Here is an 18,581-nt window from a genome sequence, read left to right as displayed (position 1 = left end):
CGTATCACGGGAGCACAGGTCGGGGCATCCGACGTTTATGCCGGGTAGCTACGCACAGTCGGGATGACGTGGCCAAGCGTGCACGCGAGCGCCTCGCGGCGCCGCGCCATGCCGAGAGAGGAGTGACAGTCCTGCCGATCCTGCGCGCTCCGGACTCCTCATCCCGTCTTGAGCAACCACCGGATCGGCAATGCGATCACGAAGAGCGTCGTGACACCTGCGGCCCACAACGTCACGAACCATAGCAGTTGCCTCCAGGTCCGGGATGCGCGCTGCATCAGTGATATCCCTCGCCGTGCCGGACCTTGCCGCGGAATATCCAGTAGACGTAGCCGGTATAGACGAGGATCACCGGCACCAGCACCGCTGCCCCGACGAGCAGGAACAACTGGCTGCTGGGATGCGTGGCCGCCTGCCAGATCGTGACGGAAGGCGGCACGATCATCGGCCACATGCTGATGCCCAGCCCGGCATAAGACAGCAGGAAGAAGCCGAGCGCGCACAGGAACGGCATCCCGTCCTCACCCCTTGCGAGCGCGCGCTGAAAGCGCCATGCCAGCAGAGCCAGGAGGATCGGCACAGGCGCTGCGTAAAGCATGTTCGGCAGCGTCAGCCATCGCTCGCGAAAGGCCGCGCTTTGGATGACCATCATCAAGGATATGACCGCGATGAAGCCGAGCGTCGCAAAGCCGAGAACGCGTGCATAGTTGCGGCAGCGTGCCTGAAGGGCGCCGTCCGTCTTCCAGATCAGCCAGCACGCGCCGAGCAGGCCGTAGCCGACAACCAGGGCAATTCCGGTCAGCACCGAGAAAGGAGTGAGCCAATCCCACCAACCGCCGGCGTAGGCGCGCCCCTCCACGCGAATGCCCTGCACGATGGCGCCGAGGCAGACGCCCTGCAGGAAGGCCGCGGCAAAGCTGCCCCACGAAAATGCGCGGTCCCACCAGGTCTCACCGGCGGATGTCCGAGCCCGAAACCGCATCTCGAAGGCGACGCCGCGAAACACCAAGGCGAGCAGCATCAGAATGAGCGGCATGTAGAGCGCGGGAAAGATCGTCGCATAGGCCAGCGGAAACACGGCGAACAATCCGCCGCCGCCCAGCACGAGCCAGGTTTCGTTGCCGTCCCAGACCGGCGCCACGGAATTGACCATGACGTCGCGCTCGGCTCTTGCCGCCTCGGCCGGAAACAGGATGCCGACGCCAAGGTCGAAGCCGTCCATCACCACGTAGAGCAACACCGCCGTGGCGATCAGCAGCGCCCAAATCAGTGTGAGGTCGATGCTCATGGCCTGATCCCCGCCTGCCTTGGTTCTGTTCCGTGCGTCTCGCGATTGACCAGCCCTGGCGCCGGCGTGATGCCGGCCGTGCGCACCGGCTGGCCTTGCGGCGGTCCGTGCTCGCCGGCTTCAGGCGCCTGGCGGAAGAGGTGAAACAGATACGCGATGCCGGCGCCGAACACGACGAAATACACCACGACGAATGCGGCGAGCGATGCGGCCACCGCCGGCGCGGCGATCGGCGCGACGCTATCGGCCGTCCGCAGCAATCCATAAACCGTGAAAGGCTGTCGGCCAGCCTCTGTCACGGTCCATCCGGCGGTCACCGCGACGAGCCCGGACGGCCCCATCGCCACGGCAAAGCGGTGCAGCCATGGCGAGTCATAGAGATTGTCGCGCCAACGCAGGATGAGCGAGGCCACACCCAGCGCGATCATCAGCATGCCCAGACCGACCATGATGCGGAACGCCCAGAACACGAGCGGAATATTGGTGGGCCAAGTGTCCTTCGGAAACGCCTTCAGCCCCTTGACCTCTCCATCGAGGCTGTGCGTGAGGTAAAGACTCGCGAAGCCGGGAATGGCAATCTGGCCGTGGGTGACGCCGGCATCGGCATCCGGCATGCCGAACAGAATGGAAGGCGCGCGGCGCTCGGTCTCGAAATGACCTTCCATGGCGGCGACCTTGGTGGGCTGGTGGTGATACGAATTCACGCCATGCAGATCGCCGATCAGGAGCTGCATCGGCGCCACGATCGCGGCCATCCACATCGCCATCGAAAACATGATGCGAGCGCGCTCGTTCATCCTGTCCCGCAGGAGATGCCAGGCGCCGACCGCGCCCACGATCATCGCGGTCGTCAGGTAAGCCGCCGTCACCGTATGGGCGAACCGATAGGGGAATGACGGGTTGAAGATGATCGCGAGCCAGCTCTCGGGAATGAACTGGCCGTCCGGTCCTGTCCCATGTCCCATCGGCGTCTGCATCCAGGAATTCGCCGCCAGAATCCAGAAGGCCGAGAGCAAGGTGCCGCCCGCGACGAAGCAGGTCGCAACGAAATGCAGGCGTGGGCCGACGCGGCCAAGGCCAAACAGCATCACCCCAAGGAAGCCCGCCTCGAGAAAGAATGCCGTCAGCACTTCGTAGCCAAGGAGCGGTCCGAGCACCGGCGATGTCTTGTCGGCAAATACCGACCAGTTGGTGCCGAACTGGTACGACATGACGATCCCCGACACGACGCCCATGGCGAAGGCGACAGCAAAGATCTTCAGCCAATAGCGGTAGGTATCGAGATAGGCGCCGCGGTCCGTCCACAGCCACAGGCCTTCGAGCACGGCAAGATAGCTCGCCAATCCGATGGTGAAGGCGGGAAACAGGAAGTGCCAGACAACCGTGAAGGCGAACTGGAAGCGCGCAAGATCCAACGCGCTGGGCAGTAAATCGGACATAGCTCCGCCCCCGACATCAATTGCGGCCCGCAGGTAACGCTTTCAACCTGCGCGGGTTCCAGCGGCCTCGATCATGTCGAGGGCTTCAGGCATTCTGCAGGCACTGTCCCTGGACGATATCGTCGGCACATTACGGTCTCAATAGGCCTGAATGTCCTACCCTCGCACGGTCTGCAGCGGCTGCGCGTAGCGCCAGATAGCTGTGCCATGCGACGCAAATCATCGTGAACGCCGCAGATGCTCGACCAGCGCGCGCAGCTTGGGCGCAAGATTGCGCCGGCTCGGATAGTAGAGATAAAAGCCGGCAAAGTAGGGACAATAGTCTTCCAGGATCGGTACGAGTTCGCCCCGGGACGCGATTGCCCGCGCCGTCCGCTACGCGATCGAGCAGCCGGACGATGTCGATGTCAGCGAGATCGTCGTCCGACCGACAGCAAGCGTCTGAGCAGGGAGCGATGGGAACCCGGCTTCACCGCTGTCAACCGGGCCGAGTCGTTCCTCGCCGCCCTTGCCGCCTGCATGATCATGGGCATCGAGCGGTGACGCCGATGCATCCCGACTTCTTCCAAAGCAGCAATGTCGGCCCGGATACGGGTATCAGCGCCAAGACCTGCCCGCTTCTCCTTTAAGCCGGCACCTGATCGAATCTATCGCGTCAGATGCCGCGATACACAACCGAATGCAGCTCCCCTCCTCCTACGCCGACGCCGGTCTCTTCTGGCTTGGCGGCGGAGCTTCCTCGTCGGCGTCTGGATCGCGCCCCTGGCTCCTGTCGAGCAGTCGCATGACAGGCGTGACCGTCAGCCCGTGAAGCAGAATCGAGAACAGCGCGACGAGGCCAACGATCGCCCACAGCCGCTCGCCGACCGTCAGCTCCATATGGTTGAGCCCATAGGCCAGATAGTAGAACGAGCCCACACCTCGGATTCCGAAGAAGGCCAGCGTCATCTTCTCCGAGAAGCGAGCCTCGAATCCAGCCAGCGCGATCAGCCCGCCGATCGGCCGGATGATGAGCAGGATCGCCAACGCGGCCGCCACGTCCACCAAATGAAGCGGGCGGAGCAAACCGCTGACCAGCGCTCCGCCGAACAACAGCAGCAGGACCATCATGGCCAGGCGCTCCACCTGCTCGGTGATGTCGTGCATTTGCCGGTTGAATTCGTGATCGCGGTGCGATCGCCGTAGCGTCAGCGCGGTGACGAAGACGGCGAGGAAGCCGTAGCAATGGATCAGTTCGGTGACACCGTAAGAAACGAATGTGGCGGCGATCGCGATGAGACCGTCTCCCGTCTTCGCCAGCTTCGTGTCGGCGGGAACGTGGAACGTAAGCCAGCCGAACAGCCGGCCAATGAGCCAGCCACCGATCAGGCCGGCGCCAATCTCCCACAGCACATTGTGCAGCAGCCACTTCCCCGCCCATGGCTCCCCCGTCGTCGCCGCCAAGCCGAGGGCGATCGCAAGGTGCACGAAGGGAAAGGCGAAGCCGTCGTTCAAGCCGGCCTCGGATGTGAGGCCGAAGCGAACCTCATCCTCTTCGCCGGTCTTCGGAGGCCCGACCTGAACGTCCGACGCCAGCACCGGATCGGTCGGCGCCAGGCTTGCCGCCAACAGCAGCGCCGCGATCCAGGACAGGCCCAGCATCCACCCGCCCAATGCCGTGATTGCCAGGATTCCGATCGGCATCGTGATCGCCAGCAGCCGCCAGGTAACGCTCCACTTTCGCCAACTGAACGGGCGATCGAGCTTCAGGCCGGCCCCCATCAGCGCGATGATCACGACGAACTCGGTAAAACGCTCGGTGATCTCGGGATAATCGAGCGGCAATGGCCGGAGCGTGACCGCCGGCAGCGAAAAGATCGCAGCACCGATCCCAATGCAGACGATCGGCAGAGACAGCGGCAGCCGCTTCAGGGCGAGCGGCAGCCACGCGACGAGCGCGATCAGCAGACCCGCTCCCGTCAGGATCAGGATGTATGGTTCTGGGGCAAAGGAGGAGACCTGCACCGTGCTTCAACGCCGCAAGGTTGAGAACGGTTCACACGCGGACGACGATTCTGTGGGCTGTCGACACCTATCGATCAAGTCGGCGCGCCGTGAACGACCACGGTCGAGCCATTGCCTGGCCAAGCACTGTCATGTCTTCCGGATCGACACGACGACCTCGACTCTCATCCAGCTGGCCGCTTTACAGGGCCAAAACCGCCCATACGGACGGCTTCAGCGTGCGGACGATCTTTGATCAGCCACTCAGTTCGACCCGCCAGGCACTTCGCTACGCAGGATGGTTTTCATCGCCTTGCCCTTGGCGAGTTCATCGATCAGCTTGTCGAGATAGCGGATTTCCCGCATGAGCGGTTCTTCGATGTTCTCGACGCGGACGCCGCAGATCATGCCCGTGATGAGCGAACGCGAGGCATTCATGCGGGGGGCGTGAGCGAAGAAATCTTCAAAGGAGGTTTTCTTCGCGAGTTCCTTGTCCAGTGTCTTCTGCGTGTGTCCGGTCAGCCAGCAGATGATCGCGTCGACCTCCGCCTTCGTGCGGCCCTTCTTCTCCGCCTTCGCCACGTAGAGCGGATAGACGCTCGCAAAACTCATCGTGTAGATCTTGTGCGCCATCCGTCCTCGAAGTGTTTGCCCCTACTCCCACTCGATTGTTCAAAGCGACCGTAAGACGCTGACTGGTAACGACAAGTCGGAGGCGTTGGCGGCCAAATGCCGCTAACCGGTCTGTAAAAGACCAAAGCTCCTGAATCCACAGACAAATTTGCTCGCTTTGGAGCGTCGATGGTTTCAGCAACTATCGACGTCGATTGACTGAGCCAACTTGAGCACGCGCTGGTCCCTGTCAGTGCCCTGATTTGCAATACCGTCGATGTGGCGGGCCGACAAGCAACAACACAACGCGGACGACGCCGTGGCCGTTCGCTCCATAAGGTAGCAGCATTTGCAGTTGCGCGAGCTTGCCGCCCGCCCAGCGAACATGCTGCGCGCCAGATCGGGCCCGTAGGATCGATCGCTGCAAGTCACCAGCGCAGCTGCGATGGCACGATAGGCACAGGATCTTCACCGGAGCGTATGATTCTCGAGCTGGCACGCGAGCCATAGATCAGGGAACCATATCTGTGGTGGTCGGTTGGATTGCCGTTAGGCTGGCCCTGCAGAGCAGCCCATACGCCGGCGTGAGTTAGTGCCGAGCATCCGTCGGGAGACAATCCCATGATGGAACACGCAGTCGACAATCTCTTGTTAGCACCGCTGCCGCCAACAGATTTTGCTTTGCTTGCGCCTCATCTGCGTAGTGTCGTGATCCAACGCGATTCCGTGCTCGTCCGATCTGGCGATCGGATCGAACATCTCTTTTTCCCGCTCAGCGGCGCGATCGCCGCTATCACGGAGTTGCCGAACGGGCAGACCGTCGCCACGGCGATCATCGGGCACGAGGGGGCTGTGGGTTTGACGGCATCGTTAGGCGCGTCCGCCTCACCCGCGACGGCGGTCGTTCGCATACCAGGGACCGCGCTGCAGATCTCTCGCGCACAATTTCTGGCAGCGCAGCATCGCAGCCCTGCAATCGCATCCATGGTGCAGGTCTTCACGATGTCGTTGCTGACGCAACTCCAGCACGTAGCGGCATGCAATGCACTGCATTCCGTCGAAGCCCGCCTGGCGCGCTGGCTGCTTCACATTAACGATCGAGCGAATGGCGGCGAGCTGCTCCCGCTGACCCAGGAAACATTGTCGGAATTGCTGGGCGTCCGCCGCACCACAGTCACACATGTCGTGAGCACAATGCGCGCATCGCGAGCACTGAAATCCAATCGGCGCGGCCAGCTCGAGATTGATCGGCCACGGCTCGAAGCGTTGGCATGCGAGTGCTACAAAGTCATGAGCTGCGAAATTGATCGAATAGTTTCACGGGGCGCGATTGGACCGGTTCATGGGACGCGGACGCGGGGTGCCGTCCACTTGCCTGGCAGCCGAAGAGCCGGCACAAGCTCATAGAGCCCGTTTGCCTGTAGGCATCAAGCCCCTCATTCATTCGCCTTGCGGCGCTCGTTACAACAACCGGACTTATTGCGACCAAGCAGCGCGGGCAGGAGCTTTGCCTCTGCGAAGCTACGACGACCGCTCGCGGTCCGGGCTGGAATACGCAACCTGCCCACCTTCCGCAGCTCGCGCTGGCGATTCTCCTCTCGACTCACCCATTCTCTGAGCTCCTCAAGCTCCGCGAGTTCGGTGACAAGCGCTTCGAGGCGCTGTCGAAGCAGAGCCCGGGGATCGCCGGCTTGAACGGGGCTATTCATGACGCGCCTCCTGGTCGAGCTCTTAGAACTCGCCCACTTTCGAGAGTCGGGAAAAATATGCAATCCTGGGAAAATTGCACTAACATGTGACATGTTGCGCGCAAAGGCTGCGGCGGTGCATCGAGAGGCCGCTTTGCTGTCGGTATGCTTGCGGCCGGCGCGCCGGCGCCAACGGCCCAGCATTGCCTCGCCGTCCAGCCGCCCACGGAGGTGCGTGCCGTTGACAACGCTCCTACCGGCCCGTTTCGGTTACGATGGAAATCCGAGTACTAGCTCCGGGGCAGTCCGCCTTGCGCCTTTCCTCGTTCTCTTCGTCGGCGCAATCGACCCCGCCATCAGCGGTTGGAATTCCGGAGCCGCCGCCGGTTGCGAAAGGCCCTTTGCCTCCACCACCGGATCCGCCGCCTCCACCGGATCCGCCGCCGCCGGATCCGCCATCCTTGCGAGATGTCCCTCCGGCGCGAGACGATCCAGTAGAGGGACCGCCCGGCGCTCCGCCACCTCCCGATGACCCGCCGCTGGAACTCCCCGACCCCGCCGCGGACGGCCGATCATTATCGAAGACCGACGGCCCCCGGTCGTTCTGTGTCACTCCACGCAGTCCGCCCGAACTTGCAATGGCTCTGGAGGTCAGAGATGTGGATAGAAGAAGGGTCATCACTGGGGGTGTCACGGCCGCAAATCTTCCGCAGGTTTTCAAAAACGCCCGCCGGTCGTCGTCTTCGTTGCCGTTCCGGGTCACGATACGCACTCCTCGATTTAAATATTTCATCAAGGCTATTATATATTAAATAACTTTTCAACCAGGAATTTTCTTTACCCGAATGGCGCTGCCGAACGTGCGCTGCCGTACGATCGTCGGCAATTTTCGGGCTCGCCGCTTCCACTTTCCGACGCACCCTGTCGCTCCCGCGCGATTTCGAGTTGCCCTCGCAATTTAATATTGCTATTATCAATTTAATACGATTCAACACAGATGCGATATTTGATCATGTTGGATCATTGCGATGCCACTGCAATTCCATCGGTCCCTGGGCGACATGGAGATCTGGAGCGCGAGCAGCGACGGCTTCTCGTTCGTCATCAGTTTCGGAAGCCCCGGAGGTCCCGGCTTTCACGGCCGCACCGGCTACTTGGCAAGCTGGCGCCCGCTCTACAAGAACCAAGCTGCAATCAAGATTGGCGGCTCGCCGTTTCGAACGCTAGCCGAGGCCGAAGGGGCCTGCCGCACCGCAATTGGGCATCTGGCACCGCGATAAGCCCGCCGCTTTGCTCACGCTCCGGAACCGCAAGGCGCCCCGTTAGTCCTCGACCGGATCCTGCTGCAACAGAGCACGAGCATTGAGCTCACCCGACGCTGCGTGCGGTTCGCTCCGCGAAATCGCCAATGCCGCGAGCAGTGTACGGTTGCTCACATCCAGCTTCTGGAAAATGTGATGGAGGTGGACCTTGATCGTCCCGTCGACAAGATTCAGCCGACGCCCAATCGCTTTATTCGATAGACCCTCCGACACGAGCCGCACGATCTGACGCTCCCGGCCCGTGAGTAGCTTCAGGGCCTGATCACCGGCGCGGGGCTCCTCGCTGGCCTGCTCGGCGCTCGGCGAGACCGCTGCTTGGTCCTGCGTAGCCTCCCGCAGGGTCGCGACCAGCAACTCCGGATCCGCGTCTTTCGGAAGGACGATGCAGGCGCCGTCCAGGGCAAGCCTTTGTAAGTCACGGTCGCCCGTGGTAACGGCGAAGAAGACGATCGGCAGGCCCGGGCTCACAGCGATTGCGGGAGCGAGGATCTGCTGCGGACTGACGTCGGGCAGTGCAGCGTCGACAAGCGCGATGTCCGGCACAAGAGATCGGATGGCCTCGATGCAGCTCGCACCATCGCTGCAAGACGCGACGACCGTGAAATCACGTTGCATCGCAAGAACGCTCTTGATGCCTTGCAAGACGATCGGATGTCGATCCGCAATGACAATTCTGATGCGGCGCATGTTGCCCCTGCCTATTGCTGATAACCCCCCGTGCAGCCGTTTACTCCAACACGCTGTTCGCGAGGATAGCCAGTCCGCTCGACCGTAACGCCGCGCCGTCAAGTCTTGGCCTGCCCGGCAACATCTAAGGTGCGCCACCGTAACTTGCGCAGCGAATGCGCGCAGCACCGTAAGAATGCGGTGCTTTCCGCAAAACTTCAGCCCGTAAATCCCGAACCCAAGGACCGCGTCCTCGACAACTTAGGGCAGAATGGACCGGAAAATTCTCTCAGAAATGTCGTCCGTGCGCCGGTTGGTTGCCTGGCATTATGGTCAACACCCAATTAACTTCGTTGGCGTCGTTATTACGAATGATATATTGGTGCCTTCACGATTCAAATCTAACATTCGACGAAGTTTTAGCGAAAGCGACGCCTTCGACGGCCTCGCTTCAGAAAGGGAGAAAAGTAATACTATTCATCAAGACAAAGCTGGGCAAGTAATTACGAAAATGGCGGCTGCGTCGTTTCACGGCTCGTCCCAGCACTGATTAAAGCTGCTCACCCCACGTTGGAGTGCATTTCCTCAATTCAGCACCTTCAATGGACGGGTCGCAGGGGCGTCGTCGGCAATGAGTAGGTGTTCACATGTATTCTTCGGCTGTTTTGCGTCAAACTCATCAAGCCCTGATCATTCAATTCACTGAATTGCAGAACCTACGTAGTCGCGTGTCGATGGCCGAGCAGCGGTTGCTCGCGCCGAGGCGGCGCCCCCAGGGGCGGGCGCTTGGAAGGCGATTGCGCATTCGAAGGCACGAGCCCGGCCGGTAACTCCGACCGCCAGGTTGAAATCGGCCCAGGCGCGCGCAAGTGGATCGCGCTTGCCGGACCCCCGCTGGACCTGATAATTCCCCTCAGTTTCGGTTCGGGGGTATTGGGGACGGCTTCTATGGAGAAAGACGACTGGGCGTCCATGACCACAGCCGAGCTGTGGCGACTTTACGATGAGGTCACGACTGTCCTTGGCCGCAGAATGACCGCGGAGAAAGCCAAACTCGAAGAACGGCTTCGCAGGATTGAGGGGACGGCCGCTGCGGCCCAGAACGAGGAACGTTCTCGCCGCCCCTACCCCCCAGTGCTGCCGAAATACCAGAACCCGAAGAATCCCTCGGAAACTTGGTCGGGTCGCGGTAAGCAGCCCCGATGGCTGAAGGCTCAGCTTCGAGCCGGCAAGAAGCTGCATGATCTCCTGATCGATCGCCCGTCCGCACAAAGGCGCCGCCGGACCGGTTGAGCCCGGCCCGCTGCGGCGGCTGCCCGTTGCACCGCAAAATTTATCGGTCGTGATCTTCTTTCCGGTTGGGGCTGCCGTCACCGCCGCCATTGCCGAAGCCATTGTTGCCCCGCACAATGCGACCGCCTGAACTGGCTATCGCAGCTGAGGTCAGCGAGGTGGAGAGCAACAGCGTCACGGCTGGCGGGGTCACGGCGGCAAACTTGCCGCAGCTCTTCAGGAATTCGCGACGATCGTCGCCTTCTGCATCGAGATGAGTCATAAGCTCGTCCTACTCCAATCCCAGCCTCATTCAAGATAAACCGCGGCTCACCAGCGGGCAAATTAAATATGATAATTTTGATGATTTAATTTCGGCCGATCACATTTGCGCCGGGATCCGACGGCAGTTTCGATGACACCCCTACTGCGCCCTGAACTCAGACTCCGATGTATTTACTTTTGACATTTAATTTTTGATGATTTAATATTACATTTAATCTGGGAGAGGTCGACAGCCCGGGGATAGCGTCCCCAGGCACAGTCGGAGTCTGCGGAATTGCATGTTGATTTCCAACTTCACTCGCTGAGCGGCATCCTTGCCCGCATCGACTCTCTGCGCGACGAATATGTAGCCGCCAAACCTTGGCCCCACATCGTCGTCAACGACGCCTTTCCCGAGAGGCTGTTGGACGTGGCCGCGGCCGAATGCACCGCCCTCCAAGAGGCGCGTCTGATTACCACGAATACTGATTGCCAGGTGAAGCAGGAGATATCGGATCGATTGGGGCCGGCCACCCAGCATCTGCTGAACCTGGTGGACAGTGCCCGCTTCCGAGAATTCATTTCGGCGGTCACGGGCGTTCGTGATCTTCTTTGCGATCCGACACACAAATTTGCGGGAGTACATCGAACGCCTCCAGGGGGCTTCACGAAGATTCACCGCGATTTCGAAGTTCACCCGACGACCGGGCTGTTCCACCGGGTCAATTTGCTCGTCTATCTCAATCGGGATTGGCCCGAAGCTTACGGCGGCAGCCTCGAATTGTGGCCTGCGGATATGTCCGCGCTTGGATGCCGCATCTTCCCGCGGTTCAACACCATGATCCTCTGGGAGACGCACGGCGCCACCCTCCACGGCCTTCCGGATCCGGTCACCTGCCCGCCTGGTCGAATGCGCCTTTCAGTCGCATCCTATTACTACACGACGACGCGCCGCGTCGCCGCGTCGGGCGAACGCCGCGTCCGGTATTGGGCCGCGCGACCAGGCGAGGATCGAGCGATCGAGCGAATGTGTTGGCAGGATCACCTTCGTACGCTCATACCCGACCCACTCTACAACGTGCTCCAGGCAGCGCGCGATCGGATATCCGGAGTGCGCCGGTCGAAAGAACCAAAGCTGGCCTCTTTCAGCGGCAACAGCAGGATCGATCAATGACCGGGAACCGAACGACGGCGGTGCAATTGCGAGCTGGCGATGCGGAAACGAGGGTTCTTCGCAGGCCGGGCTTCTCGCCCGTTCGACTGCGAACGCTGATGAAGCTCGCCCTCGCGGACACCGGGCTGGATATGTCGGGAATGACTGTGCTGACCGAAGCCGCGACCGGCGCGTATGCCGTGACCCCGGTGCTTGCTGCAATGGCAGGAGCCAAGCACGTCTACGCGTTCACGAAATCTGGCCGCCATGGGACCGCGTCCGACGCCAAGCGGGAGACTTTGGAGCTCGCAGCCCCGCTGGGCGTCGCTGATCGCATCGAGATTCTGGGCACGATAAGTCCTGAGGTCCTCCACAGCGTCGACATCTTAACCAACAGTGGCCACCTTCGTCCTCTTACAGCCGAGCTGATCGCCCAACTGCGGGATGACGCCGTGATTGCCTTGATGTTCGAGGCTTGGGAATTTCGTCATGAGGACCTCGATATCGAAGCGTGCGCACTGCGCAAGATCCCGGTGGTCGGCGTCAACGAGCGGCACCCCGCTGTCGATGTCTTCTCGTTCCTGGGCCCGCTCGCCGTGAAACAGTTGCACGACTGTGGTCTGGCGGTCCTCGGCAACAGAATCGGCCTGCTCTGCGACAATGACTTCCTTGCCCCGGTGCAGAACGGGCTTCAACGCCTGGGCGCGAACGTCGAGGCGTTCAACAGCGTTGCGGCGGTCCATCCCGGCGCGTGGGACGCCTTCGTCGTCGCGTTGCGGCCCGCGGACTCGCCGCGCGTCGGCCAGGGAGAGGCTGCGCATCTGGCTGCATGCGCCCCTGCCGGCGCGATTGTGGTGCAGTTCTGGGGCGACATCGATCGAGCGGCGCTGCAAGCCAATGGTCTCGCGGTCTGGCCCATGCAGTCTGTCGGACAGGGCCACATGGGCATTCTTCTGTCCGAGATCGGTCCCGAGCCGATCGTACGATTGCAAACGGGCGGCTTGCGCGCGGCCGAATGGGTTCGCCGCGGCGGCGCCTTGACGCGAGATGGATTCGCCCAGCTCGTACCATGGCAGGGGTGACATGACAGAGCAGCTCCTGCCCGACGTCGTACTCCTCGCGGACGGACCGACCGGCTTCACGGCGCTTCGCTCATTGGCGGCGCGGTGCCGCGTAGTGCAGATCTTCCGGAAACCGGACCAGCCCGAGGCGGGCGCGCTAAGGTCATTTGCGAACAATCGCGACATCCCGATCGCGGAGCTGCAGGAACTGGCACAACTTCGGAAAGTGATCGCGGACGCGCGCCCGGCGGCCGTTGTGATTTCTTCGTTCGATAGGATCATCCCGCCGCACATTCTCGCATTGTGCCGCTTCGTCAACGTCCACTATTCACTTTTGCCGCACTATCGCGGTCGCGCCAACGTCAACTGGGCGATCATCAATGGCGAGACGACTGCCGGCATCAGCATTCATCTCGTCATCCCGGAGCTCGACGGCGGCAATCTGCTGTTTCAGCAGGCTATCCCGATCGGCAAGGATGACACGGTCACCGCGCTCTACGAGCGCCTCAACGCGATTCAGGAACGTGAACTCGGCGGGGTCGTGGTACGAGCGATCACCGGTTACCAGGGCACGTCTCAAAATGCCGACCATGCCTCCTATGGCTGCGCCCGTGTTCCGGAAGATGGAGAGATAGACTGGCGGCAACCTACCGATACCATCGACCGGCTGATCCGCGGCTTAACGCCGCCATTTCCTGGTGCCTTCACCCATCTTGGCGGCCATCGGTTCATCATTGCCAACGCTTCACCTCGGGTTGACGCGCCCTGCTATATCGGCCGCGTACCAGGCCGGATCGTCGGGCGGTCGCCTACCGATGGCTGGGTGGATGTGTTGACTGGCGACGGCGTGCTGCGCCTGTTCAGCGTCCTTCCTCCCAATTCCGAGCGGCCGTGTGCTGCCGCTTCCGTCATCGGATCGACGCGAGCGACCCTCGGGCTGTCGCGTCTCGACCTTCTCCACCGGATCGTCGCGCTTGAAGATAGGCTCGCCTCGCTGGAGCAGCTCAAATGCGCTCCCGAGTAAGCACAACCGTTCAGGCCAGGGAAGGCTCAGAGCATAAGCTCCTGTCTCATACCCCTTCCCGTCCAACCGTGGCCCACAGCCCGTCACGGCCCGGGCTCTGCACGCGAACCCAGCGATAGGACGTCCGCGACCACGGCTTGATCTGTGACGTCAGATTGTCGAGGACCAGATCGCCGCTTCTGGTACGCACGAGAAGCACCAGATGATGTTCACCGGAACTGACGACGACTTCGCCTAATAGGAGGACGCGCGAGGGCCAGCCGCGCCGAAGCAAGTCGTGGCGCTTGCTCACCGCGTAATCGTTGCAATCGCCACGCGCGGGGTGGATAGTCCATACCTCGCCCGAAAGACCAAGCTCGTTGCGGACCGGTTCTATCGCCAGATTGACGGTACGATTGATCTCCCGCAGGTCTGCCCATCGCTTCTCGGTCAACCGGATCGGGCCGCCTCGAAAGGAGCGTCGCGGGCGACATTCGGCCTGATAGCGCAGGCAAAACACCGTGTAAGTGAGGGGCGGCAGAGCCGGGCGCCCCAGCTCGATGTGCGAAGAATCCGCCTGGGGGACTCTCGGCATAACCAGCAAAGCCGCTCGCGCCCACTGAACGCCTCCGATGACGATTGCTATGGCCGCTGCGATGACCGGGCCCGAGGTTCGATGCATCTGCCGATCCCCCTCCGTGCGTCAAACCGTGTCGGTTCAGCCGGCGCAAACGCCCGACCCACATAATCGATATTTAATACATTATATTCCATTATATTTAAATAGCCATAAATATTAAATCCGCCACTCATGCGCGACGCGCAGCTGTGACGCCGCTTCAACCGACGCGCGGAAAAGGGGAACGACACCGTTTCGATCGGGGCTGTATATTCGGGTGAATGGTGTTTAAGCGGCGCGCGGCAAAGGGCTCGCTCCGCACGGCGGCGCAATAATTGTTTGGCACCAATGTAATTTAATCGTTGATTTGAATAATTACCGGCGTCAAACCTTCAAACGGGCGATCTCGGGCGGGACCAGTCACATGCCGGTCGAACTACTCGTCATTCTCGGAGCTGAAGCTTTGCTACTGGGCTTCGTAGCCACAATGAGGCTGCATGCCAGGCGAATGGACGTCCTGAGCGGACGATCATTCGAGCGCCCCATCGTCTCGCGGGGAGAGAAACGACATCCAGCGCGGTCGCTCCGTCGAAAGCTCCGCGATTTACCGCGGTTGACCGGGAGGTGGACGATCTCATTACGCTCGTTCCACCGGATTTTCTACAGCGCGCCGATAGCCACAATTCTGCTACGGCTCCTTCAAACCAGAGCGCCATCGCCGGTCCGGTTTCAGACGTGCGCGCGTCGGGCCGGCGCGCCCGTCCTCGGTGCTTGCGACCGCCCGGCCGTGCCTTCTTCGGCTGGTCGCAACACCGACGCGCAGGAAAAACACGCCGGTCCCGGATCCATGCAGTCGAGCGCTGCTGCCATCTTGCACCAACTCAGCGCTCCTTAAACGCCCTCCCGGCCTGATCCTGCAGCGGCTTGAGCAGGTATGAAAGCGCGGTCCGGCCTGCCGTCTTGATGAAGACCTCGACTGGCATGCCGGGCAGCAACTTTGCGGCCCCGAGCTCCGCCAGCGCTTCCGGCTTCAGCAGGACGCGGCCTGTGTAGTAACTCGTGCCGGCACGCTGATCCTGCGTGATGTCTGCCGAGACCATGCTGACCTCGCCATCGATTTCGGGCGTGGTCTTCTGGTTGAAGGCTGCGAAGCGCATTGTCGCAGTCTGCCCCACATAGACCTGGTCGATATCCTTCGGTGCGATCTTGACCTCGACCGCAAGCGAGTCCGCATCGGGGACGATCAGCATGATTTGCTCGCCAGGAGATATCACCCCTCCGACCGTATGGACGCTGAGCTCATGGACGCGGCCGGATTGCGGCGCCCTGATATCGACGCGATTCAACTGGTCGACCGCCGCTGTCTTGCGCTCGCCCAGCTCGGAGAGTTTCGAGCGCGTTTCGATCAGGTCCTTGCCGACCTCCGTTCGGAGGTCCTGGTCGATCTGAATGATCTGGAGTCCGATTTCGGAGATCTTGCCCTTCGACTGAGCGATCATTCCTGCGAGCTGGCTGCGCTCGCCTTCGATGCGGGCGGAGTCGCGCTCGAGGGAATTGAGCCGCGTGATCGGCACCAGATTCTTCTGCCAGAGGCTGCGCACACCCTCCAGCTCCTGGCGGATGAATTCGACTTCCTTCTGCTTGGCCTCGGTCTGACCCGTATAGCCCTTGATTTCGTTTTCCAGCTGCGCGCCTTTCTCCTGCAGTTGCGCTTTTTGGCCGCTCCTCGCCTGACGGCGAAGGTCGAACAGCTTCCGCTCCGCGGTGATCGCACGGCTCGCCTCGGAGTTGCTATCCCTGGCCCGGTCGAGCAGCAATTTTGGAAACACGACCTGCTCGGCACCATCGCGTTCGGCCTCGAGGCGCGCCTGTCGCGCCAGCAGCTCATCGATGCTATTGGTGACGATCGTCGCATTTGCGAGCGTCTGCGTCTGGTCGAGGCGGATCAAAACGTCGCCCGCTTTGACCCGATCGCCCTGGCGCACGCGCAACTCACCCACGATTCCGCCAGTGGCGTGCTGAACCTTCTTGACGCTCGAATCCACCACGACGACGCCCTGAGCGATCACCGCGCCCGACAATTGGCTTGTCGTTGCCCAACCGCCGATCCCGAAAGTGACCAGACCCAACATGATCATACCGACGATCATGTAACGCTGGATCGATTGCATCGCCGGCGCCACCTGGCCGCTCATCGGCTGCCTCCTTGAGCTTCCGCCACCACCTTGAGCGGCACGGGATTCCGCAAGACCTTCCTGAGGACCTCCTCTCTCTTTCCGAAGGACTGAACCCTGCCCTCCCCGAGGCACAAGACATGGTCTACGGCTTCAAGCGCCTTTGGACGATGGGCGACAACGACGACTATCCCGCCGCGGCGACGCACGTTTAGGATCGCCTCGGTCAGCGCCTCTTCGCCCTCGGCATCGAGATTTGACGAGGGCTCATCGAGCACGACCAGGAACGGCTTGCCGTAGAAGGCACGTGCGAGCCCGATACGCTGCCGCTGCCCCGCCGACAGCGCCAATCCCCCCTCGCCGATTTTCGTGCCGTACCCATCCGGAAGCGAAAGGATAAGATCGTGCGCACCCGCGGCATGCGCGGCCTCCAGCACAGCGGCGGCCGTCGCCTGCGGATCAAACCGCGCGATGTTCATCGCAATGCTGCCGTCGAACAATTCGACATCCTGAGGAAGGTAACCAATGTGCTTGCCGAGGGCGTCAGAAGACCAGTGCTCCAGCGCGGCGTTGTCCAGCCGTATCCGGCCTCGAATGCACGGCCATACCCCCACCAGCGCTCGGACGAGCGTCGATTTTCCGGATCCGCTCGGTCCAATGATTCCGACAGCCTGCCCGCTCCGCAGTTGGAACGACACTTCATGGACGGTGGGCCTCTCCGAGTTCGGCGCGCCAATAGAGAGATGCTCGACGGTGAGGGCTTCAACAGGAGGAGGCAGTGCCAGCCGTTCTTCCTCGGCAGGCAAAAGCTTCAGCAAAGCATCGAGCCGTTGTCCCGACTGCCGCGCGGCGACGAACCCTTTCCAGTTCGCAATGGCCAGTTCGACGGGCGCCAAGGCCCGCGCGCTGAGGATCGATCCGGCAATGATGATGCCGGCCGTCGATTCCTGGTTGATGACAAGGACTGCGCCAACGGCAAGAACCAGCGATTGCAGGATCGCCCGGAAGATCTTGGAGGCGCCTCCGAGGCTGTTTGCGACATCGCTGGCGCGCTCATGGGCTGCGAGATACTTCGCGTTGACATCCCGCCACCGCAGCGCCGCCTGCTGCCGCATGCCCATGGCTTGCAGAACTTCGGCATTTCGTCGGCCCTCGAGCGCCAATGCCGTTCGCGAAACTGCGAGACGCGAGGATGCCCTTGCCGGCCCGCGCGTCCGAGTCTCCGTGAGCATCGTGATGCCAACGAGCACCAGCGCGCCGGTCAACGCGGTGACGCCGATCCAAAAGTGAAAAAGAAAGCAAACGCCGAGATAGATCGGCATCCAGGGCAGATCGAAGAGCGCCGTCGGCCCGCCGCTCGACAGGAAGCTGCGGACCTGATCAAGATCCCGCACCGGCTGCAAGCCGTCGCCATCGGCCCTGGTCTTCAAAGGCAGGCGAACAAGCGCATCGAATATGCGAATGCCGAGCCGTTCATCAAAATACCGGCCGACCCGCGCGCTGATCCTGCTCCTGACGAAGTCGAGCCCACCCTGAAACAGGTAAAGGACCGTAGCCAGAACCATCAAGGCGACCAAAGTCGGTATGCTGCGCCCGGGCAGCACGCGATCATAGACTTGCAGCATGAAGAACGAGCCGGTGAGCATGAGGAGATTGCTCATGCCGCTGAAGGCCGCGAGCGCCCAGAATATCCTGCGGCAAGACCGCAGGAATGCGGACATCTCTGACTGCGGCTCCTCATAGTTCTCCGTCGGCCGGAAACGACCGACGAATATCCGTTGCCGAAGGGCTTCAACCAAGCGCCTTGCCCAGCCGACGAGCCGCGACGTCGGCGGTTCGGCCTCATTCGCCAGCCGGCGCCCGACCGACCATAGTCCTGACAAACGCATAATTGGGATTCGATAAAGATTCGCAGGCGGGGGAATTACCCCCCGCCGTCCAGTATCAGTCATGACACCTGCCCTCTAGTCATGCCTATGCGGGGGATCTCCTGAGAGATCCCCCGAGGCAATTGTTGAGTACCAGTTTTTGTCTGGC

At 61.6% G+C, this 18,581-nt stretch carries 15 protein-coding genes and 3 pseudogenes; 6 read left to right on the top strand and 12 right to left on the bottom strand.

Features of this window, described 5'->3' with window-relative positions; genetic code table 11:
- Window positions 1-277 precede the first annotated feature (277 nt).
- The 3 genes and pseudogenes from cydB to WI560_RS12520 form a co-directional block, all read right to left on the bottom strand.
- Complete coding sequence (gene cydB, locus WI560_RS12530) at window positions 278-1,288, bottom strand: cytochrome d ubiquinol oxidase subunit II (protein WP_375308253.1); 1,011 nt, start codon at window positions 1,286-1,288, stop codon at window positions 278-280.
- Window positions 1,285-2,727, bottom strand: coding sequence for a cytochrome ubiquinol oxidase subunit I (locus WI560_RS12525; RefSeq protein ID WP_375308252.1), 1,443 nt, complete (start codon window positions 2,725-2,727; stop codon window positions 1,285-1,287). Before WI560_RS12525 ends, cydB begins: the two co-directional genes overlap by 4 nt.
- Window positions 2,728-2,946: 219 nt before the next feature.
- Window positions 2,947-3,093, bottom strand: a pseudogene (locus WI560_RS12520) (LysR family transcriptional regulator); the annotation flags it as partial.
- On the opposite strand from WI560_RS12520, the pseudogene WI560_RS12515 reads away from it, so the two are divergent.
- A pseudogene (locus WI560_RS12515) lies at window positions 3,080-3,172 on the top strand (oxidoreductase); the annotation flags it as partial. The pseudogenes WI560_RS12520 and WI560_RS12515 overlap by 14 nt on opposite strands.
- A gap of 251 nt (window positions 3,173-3,423) precedes the next feature.
- Here WI560_RS12515 and WI560_RS12510 read toward each other — a convergent pair.
- Both WI560_RS12510 and WI560_RS12505 read right to left on the bottom strand, forming a co-directional pair.
- Window positions 3,424-4,731, bottom strand: coding sequence for a cation:proton antiporter (locus WI560_RS12510; protein ID WP_375308251.1), 1,308 nt, complete (start codon window positions 4,729-4,731; stop codon window positions 3,424-3,426).
- Between the two features lie 243 nt (window positions 4,732-4,974).
- A complete protein-coding gene (locus WI560_RS12505) occupies window positions 4,975-5,343 on the bottom strand; it encodes a DUF2200 domain-containing protein (RefSeq protein WP_375308250.1) in 369 nt (122 codons plus the stop codon).
- A gap of 600 nt (window positions 5,344-5,943) precedes the next feature.
- Between WI560_RS12505 and WI560_RS12500 the strand changes: the two genes are divergently transcribed.
- On the top strand, window positions 5,944-6,729 hold the full coding sequence (locus WI560_RS12500; RefSeq protein WP_375308249.1) for a Crp/Fnr family transcriptional regulator: 786 nt from the start codon (window positions 5,944-5,946) through the stop codon (window positions 6,727-6,729).
- A gap of 29 nt (window positions 6,730-6,758) precedes the next feature.
- On the opposite strand, the gene WI560_RS12495 is transcribed toward WI560_RS12500, so the two are convergent.
- The 3 genes and pseudogenes from WI560_RS12495 to WI560_RS12485 all read right to left on the bottom strand — a co-directional run bounded on the left by WI560_RS12495 (window position 6,759) and on the right by WI560_RS12485 (window position 9,019).
- Complete coding sequence (locus WI560_RS12495) at window positions 6,759-7,031, bottom strand: hypothetical protein (RefSeq protein WP_375308248.1); 273 nt, start codon at window positions 7,029-7,031, stop codon at window positions 6,759-6,761.
- 388 nt (window positions 7,032-7,419) lie between these two features.
- Window positions 7,420-7,803, bottom strand: a pseudogene (locus WI560_RS12490) (hypothetical protein); the annotation flags it as partial.
- Window positions 7,804-8,332: 529 nt separating this feature from the next.
- A complete protein-coding gene (locus tag WI560_RS12485) occupies window positions 8,333-9,019 on the bottom strand; it encodes a LuxR C-terminal-related transcriptional regulator (protein ID WP_375308247.1) in 687 nt (228 codons plus the stop codon).
- Between the two features lie 765 nt (window positions 9,020-9,784).
- Between WI560_RS12485 and WI560_RS12480 the strand changes: the two genes are divergently transcribed.
- A complete protein-coding gene (locus WI560_RS12480; protein WP_375308246.1) occupies window positions 9,785-10,291 on the top strand; it encodes an H-NS family nucleoid-associated regulatory protein in 507 nt (168 codons plus the stop codon).
- Between the two features lie 40 nt (window positions 10,292-10,331).
- Here WI560_RS12480 and WI560_RS12475 read toward each other — a convergent pair whose 3' ends face one another.
- Window positions 10,332-10,553 (bottom strand): hypothetical protein, encoded by a 222-nt coding sequence (locus tag WI560_RS12475; RefSeq protein ID WP_375308245.1) that lies wholly within the window; start codon window positions 10,551-10,553, stop codon window positions 10,332-10,334.
- 276 nt (window positions 10,554-10,829) lie between these two features.
- On the opposite strand from WI560_RS12475, the gene WI560_RS12470 reads away from it, so the two are divergent.
- The 3 genes from WI560_RS12470 to WI560_RS12460 all read left to right on the top strand — a co-directional run bounded on the left by WI560_RS12470 (window position 10,830) and on the right by WI560_RS12460 (window position 13,772).
- Entirely contained in the window at window positions 10,830-11,708 is an 879-nt protein-coding gene (locus tag WI560_RS12470; protein ID WP_375308244.1) for a 2OG-Fe(II) oxygenase, read from the top strand.
- 98 nt (window positions 11,709-11,806) lie between these two features.
- Window positions 11,807-12,769 (top strand): hypothetical protein, encoded by a 963-nt coding sequence (locus WI560_RS12465; protein ID WP_375308243.1) that lies wholly within the window; start codon window positions 11,807-11,809, stop codon window positions 12,767-12,769.
- A 1-nt stretch (window position 12,770) separates the two neighbouring features.
- Window positions 12,771-13,772 (top strand): methionyl-tRNA formyltransferase, encoded by a 1,002-nt coding sequence (locus tag WI560_RS12460; RefSeq protein ID WP_375308242.1) that lies wholly within the window; start codon window positions 12,771-12,773, stop codon window positions 13,770-13,772.
- Window positions 13,773-13,818: 46 nt separating this feature from the next.
- Here the strand turns inward: WI560_RS12460 and WI560_RS12455 are convergent, their stop codons facing one another.
- The 3 genes from WI560_RS12455 to WI560_RS12445 all read right to left on the bottom strand — a co-directional run bounded on the left by WI560_RS12455 (window position 13,819) and on the right by WI560_RS12445 (window position 18,265).
- Window positions 13,819-14,433, bottom strand: a complete 615-nt coding sequence (locus tag WI560_RS12455; protein WP_375308241.1) for a transglutaminase-like cysteine peptidase — start codon at window positions 14,431-14,433, stop codon at window positions 13,819-13,821.
- Window positions 14,434-15,251: 818 nt separating this feature from the next.
- On the bottom strand, window positions 15,252-16,565 hold the full coding sequence (locus WI560_RS12450) for an HlyD family type I secretion periplasmic adaptor subunit (protein ID WP_257178622.1): 1,314 nt from the start codon (window positions 16,563-16,565) through the stop codon (window positions 15,252-15,254).
- Complete coding sequence (locus WI560_RS12445) at window positions 16,562-18,265, bottom strand: type I secretion system permease/ATPase (RefSeq protein WP_375308240.1); 1,704 nt, start codon at window positions 18,263-18,265, stop codon at window positions 16,562-16,564. Before WI560_RS12445 ends, WI560_RS12450 begins: the two co-directional genes overlap by 4 nt.
- Window positions 18,266-18,581: the final 316 nt, after the last annotated feature.

The sequence above is a fragment of the Bradyrhizobium sp. A11 genome, assembly GCF_042077125.1.
Taxonomy (GTDB): domain Bacteria; phylum Pseudomonadota; class Alphaproteobacteria; order Rhizobiales; family Xanthobacteraceae; genus Bradyrhizobium; species Bradyrhizobium japonicum_B.
The sequence above is the reverse complement of the archived record's forward strand: the minus strand, read 5'-3'. Positions and strand labels throughout refer to the sequence as shown.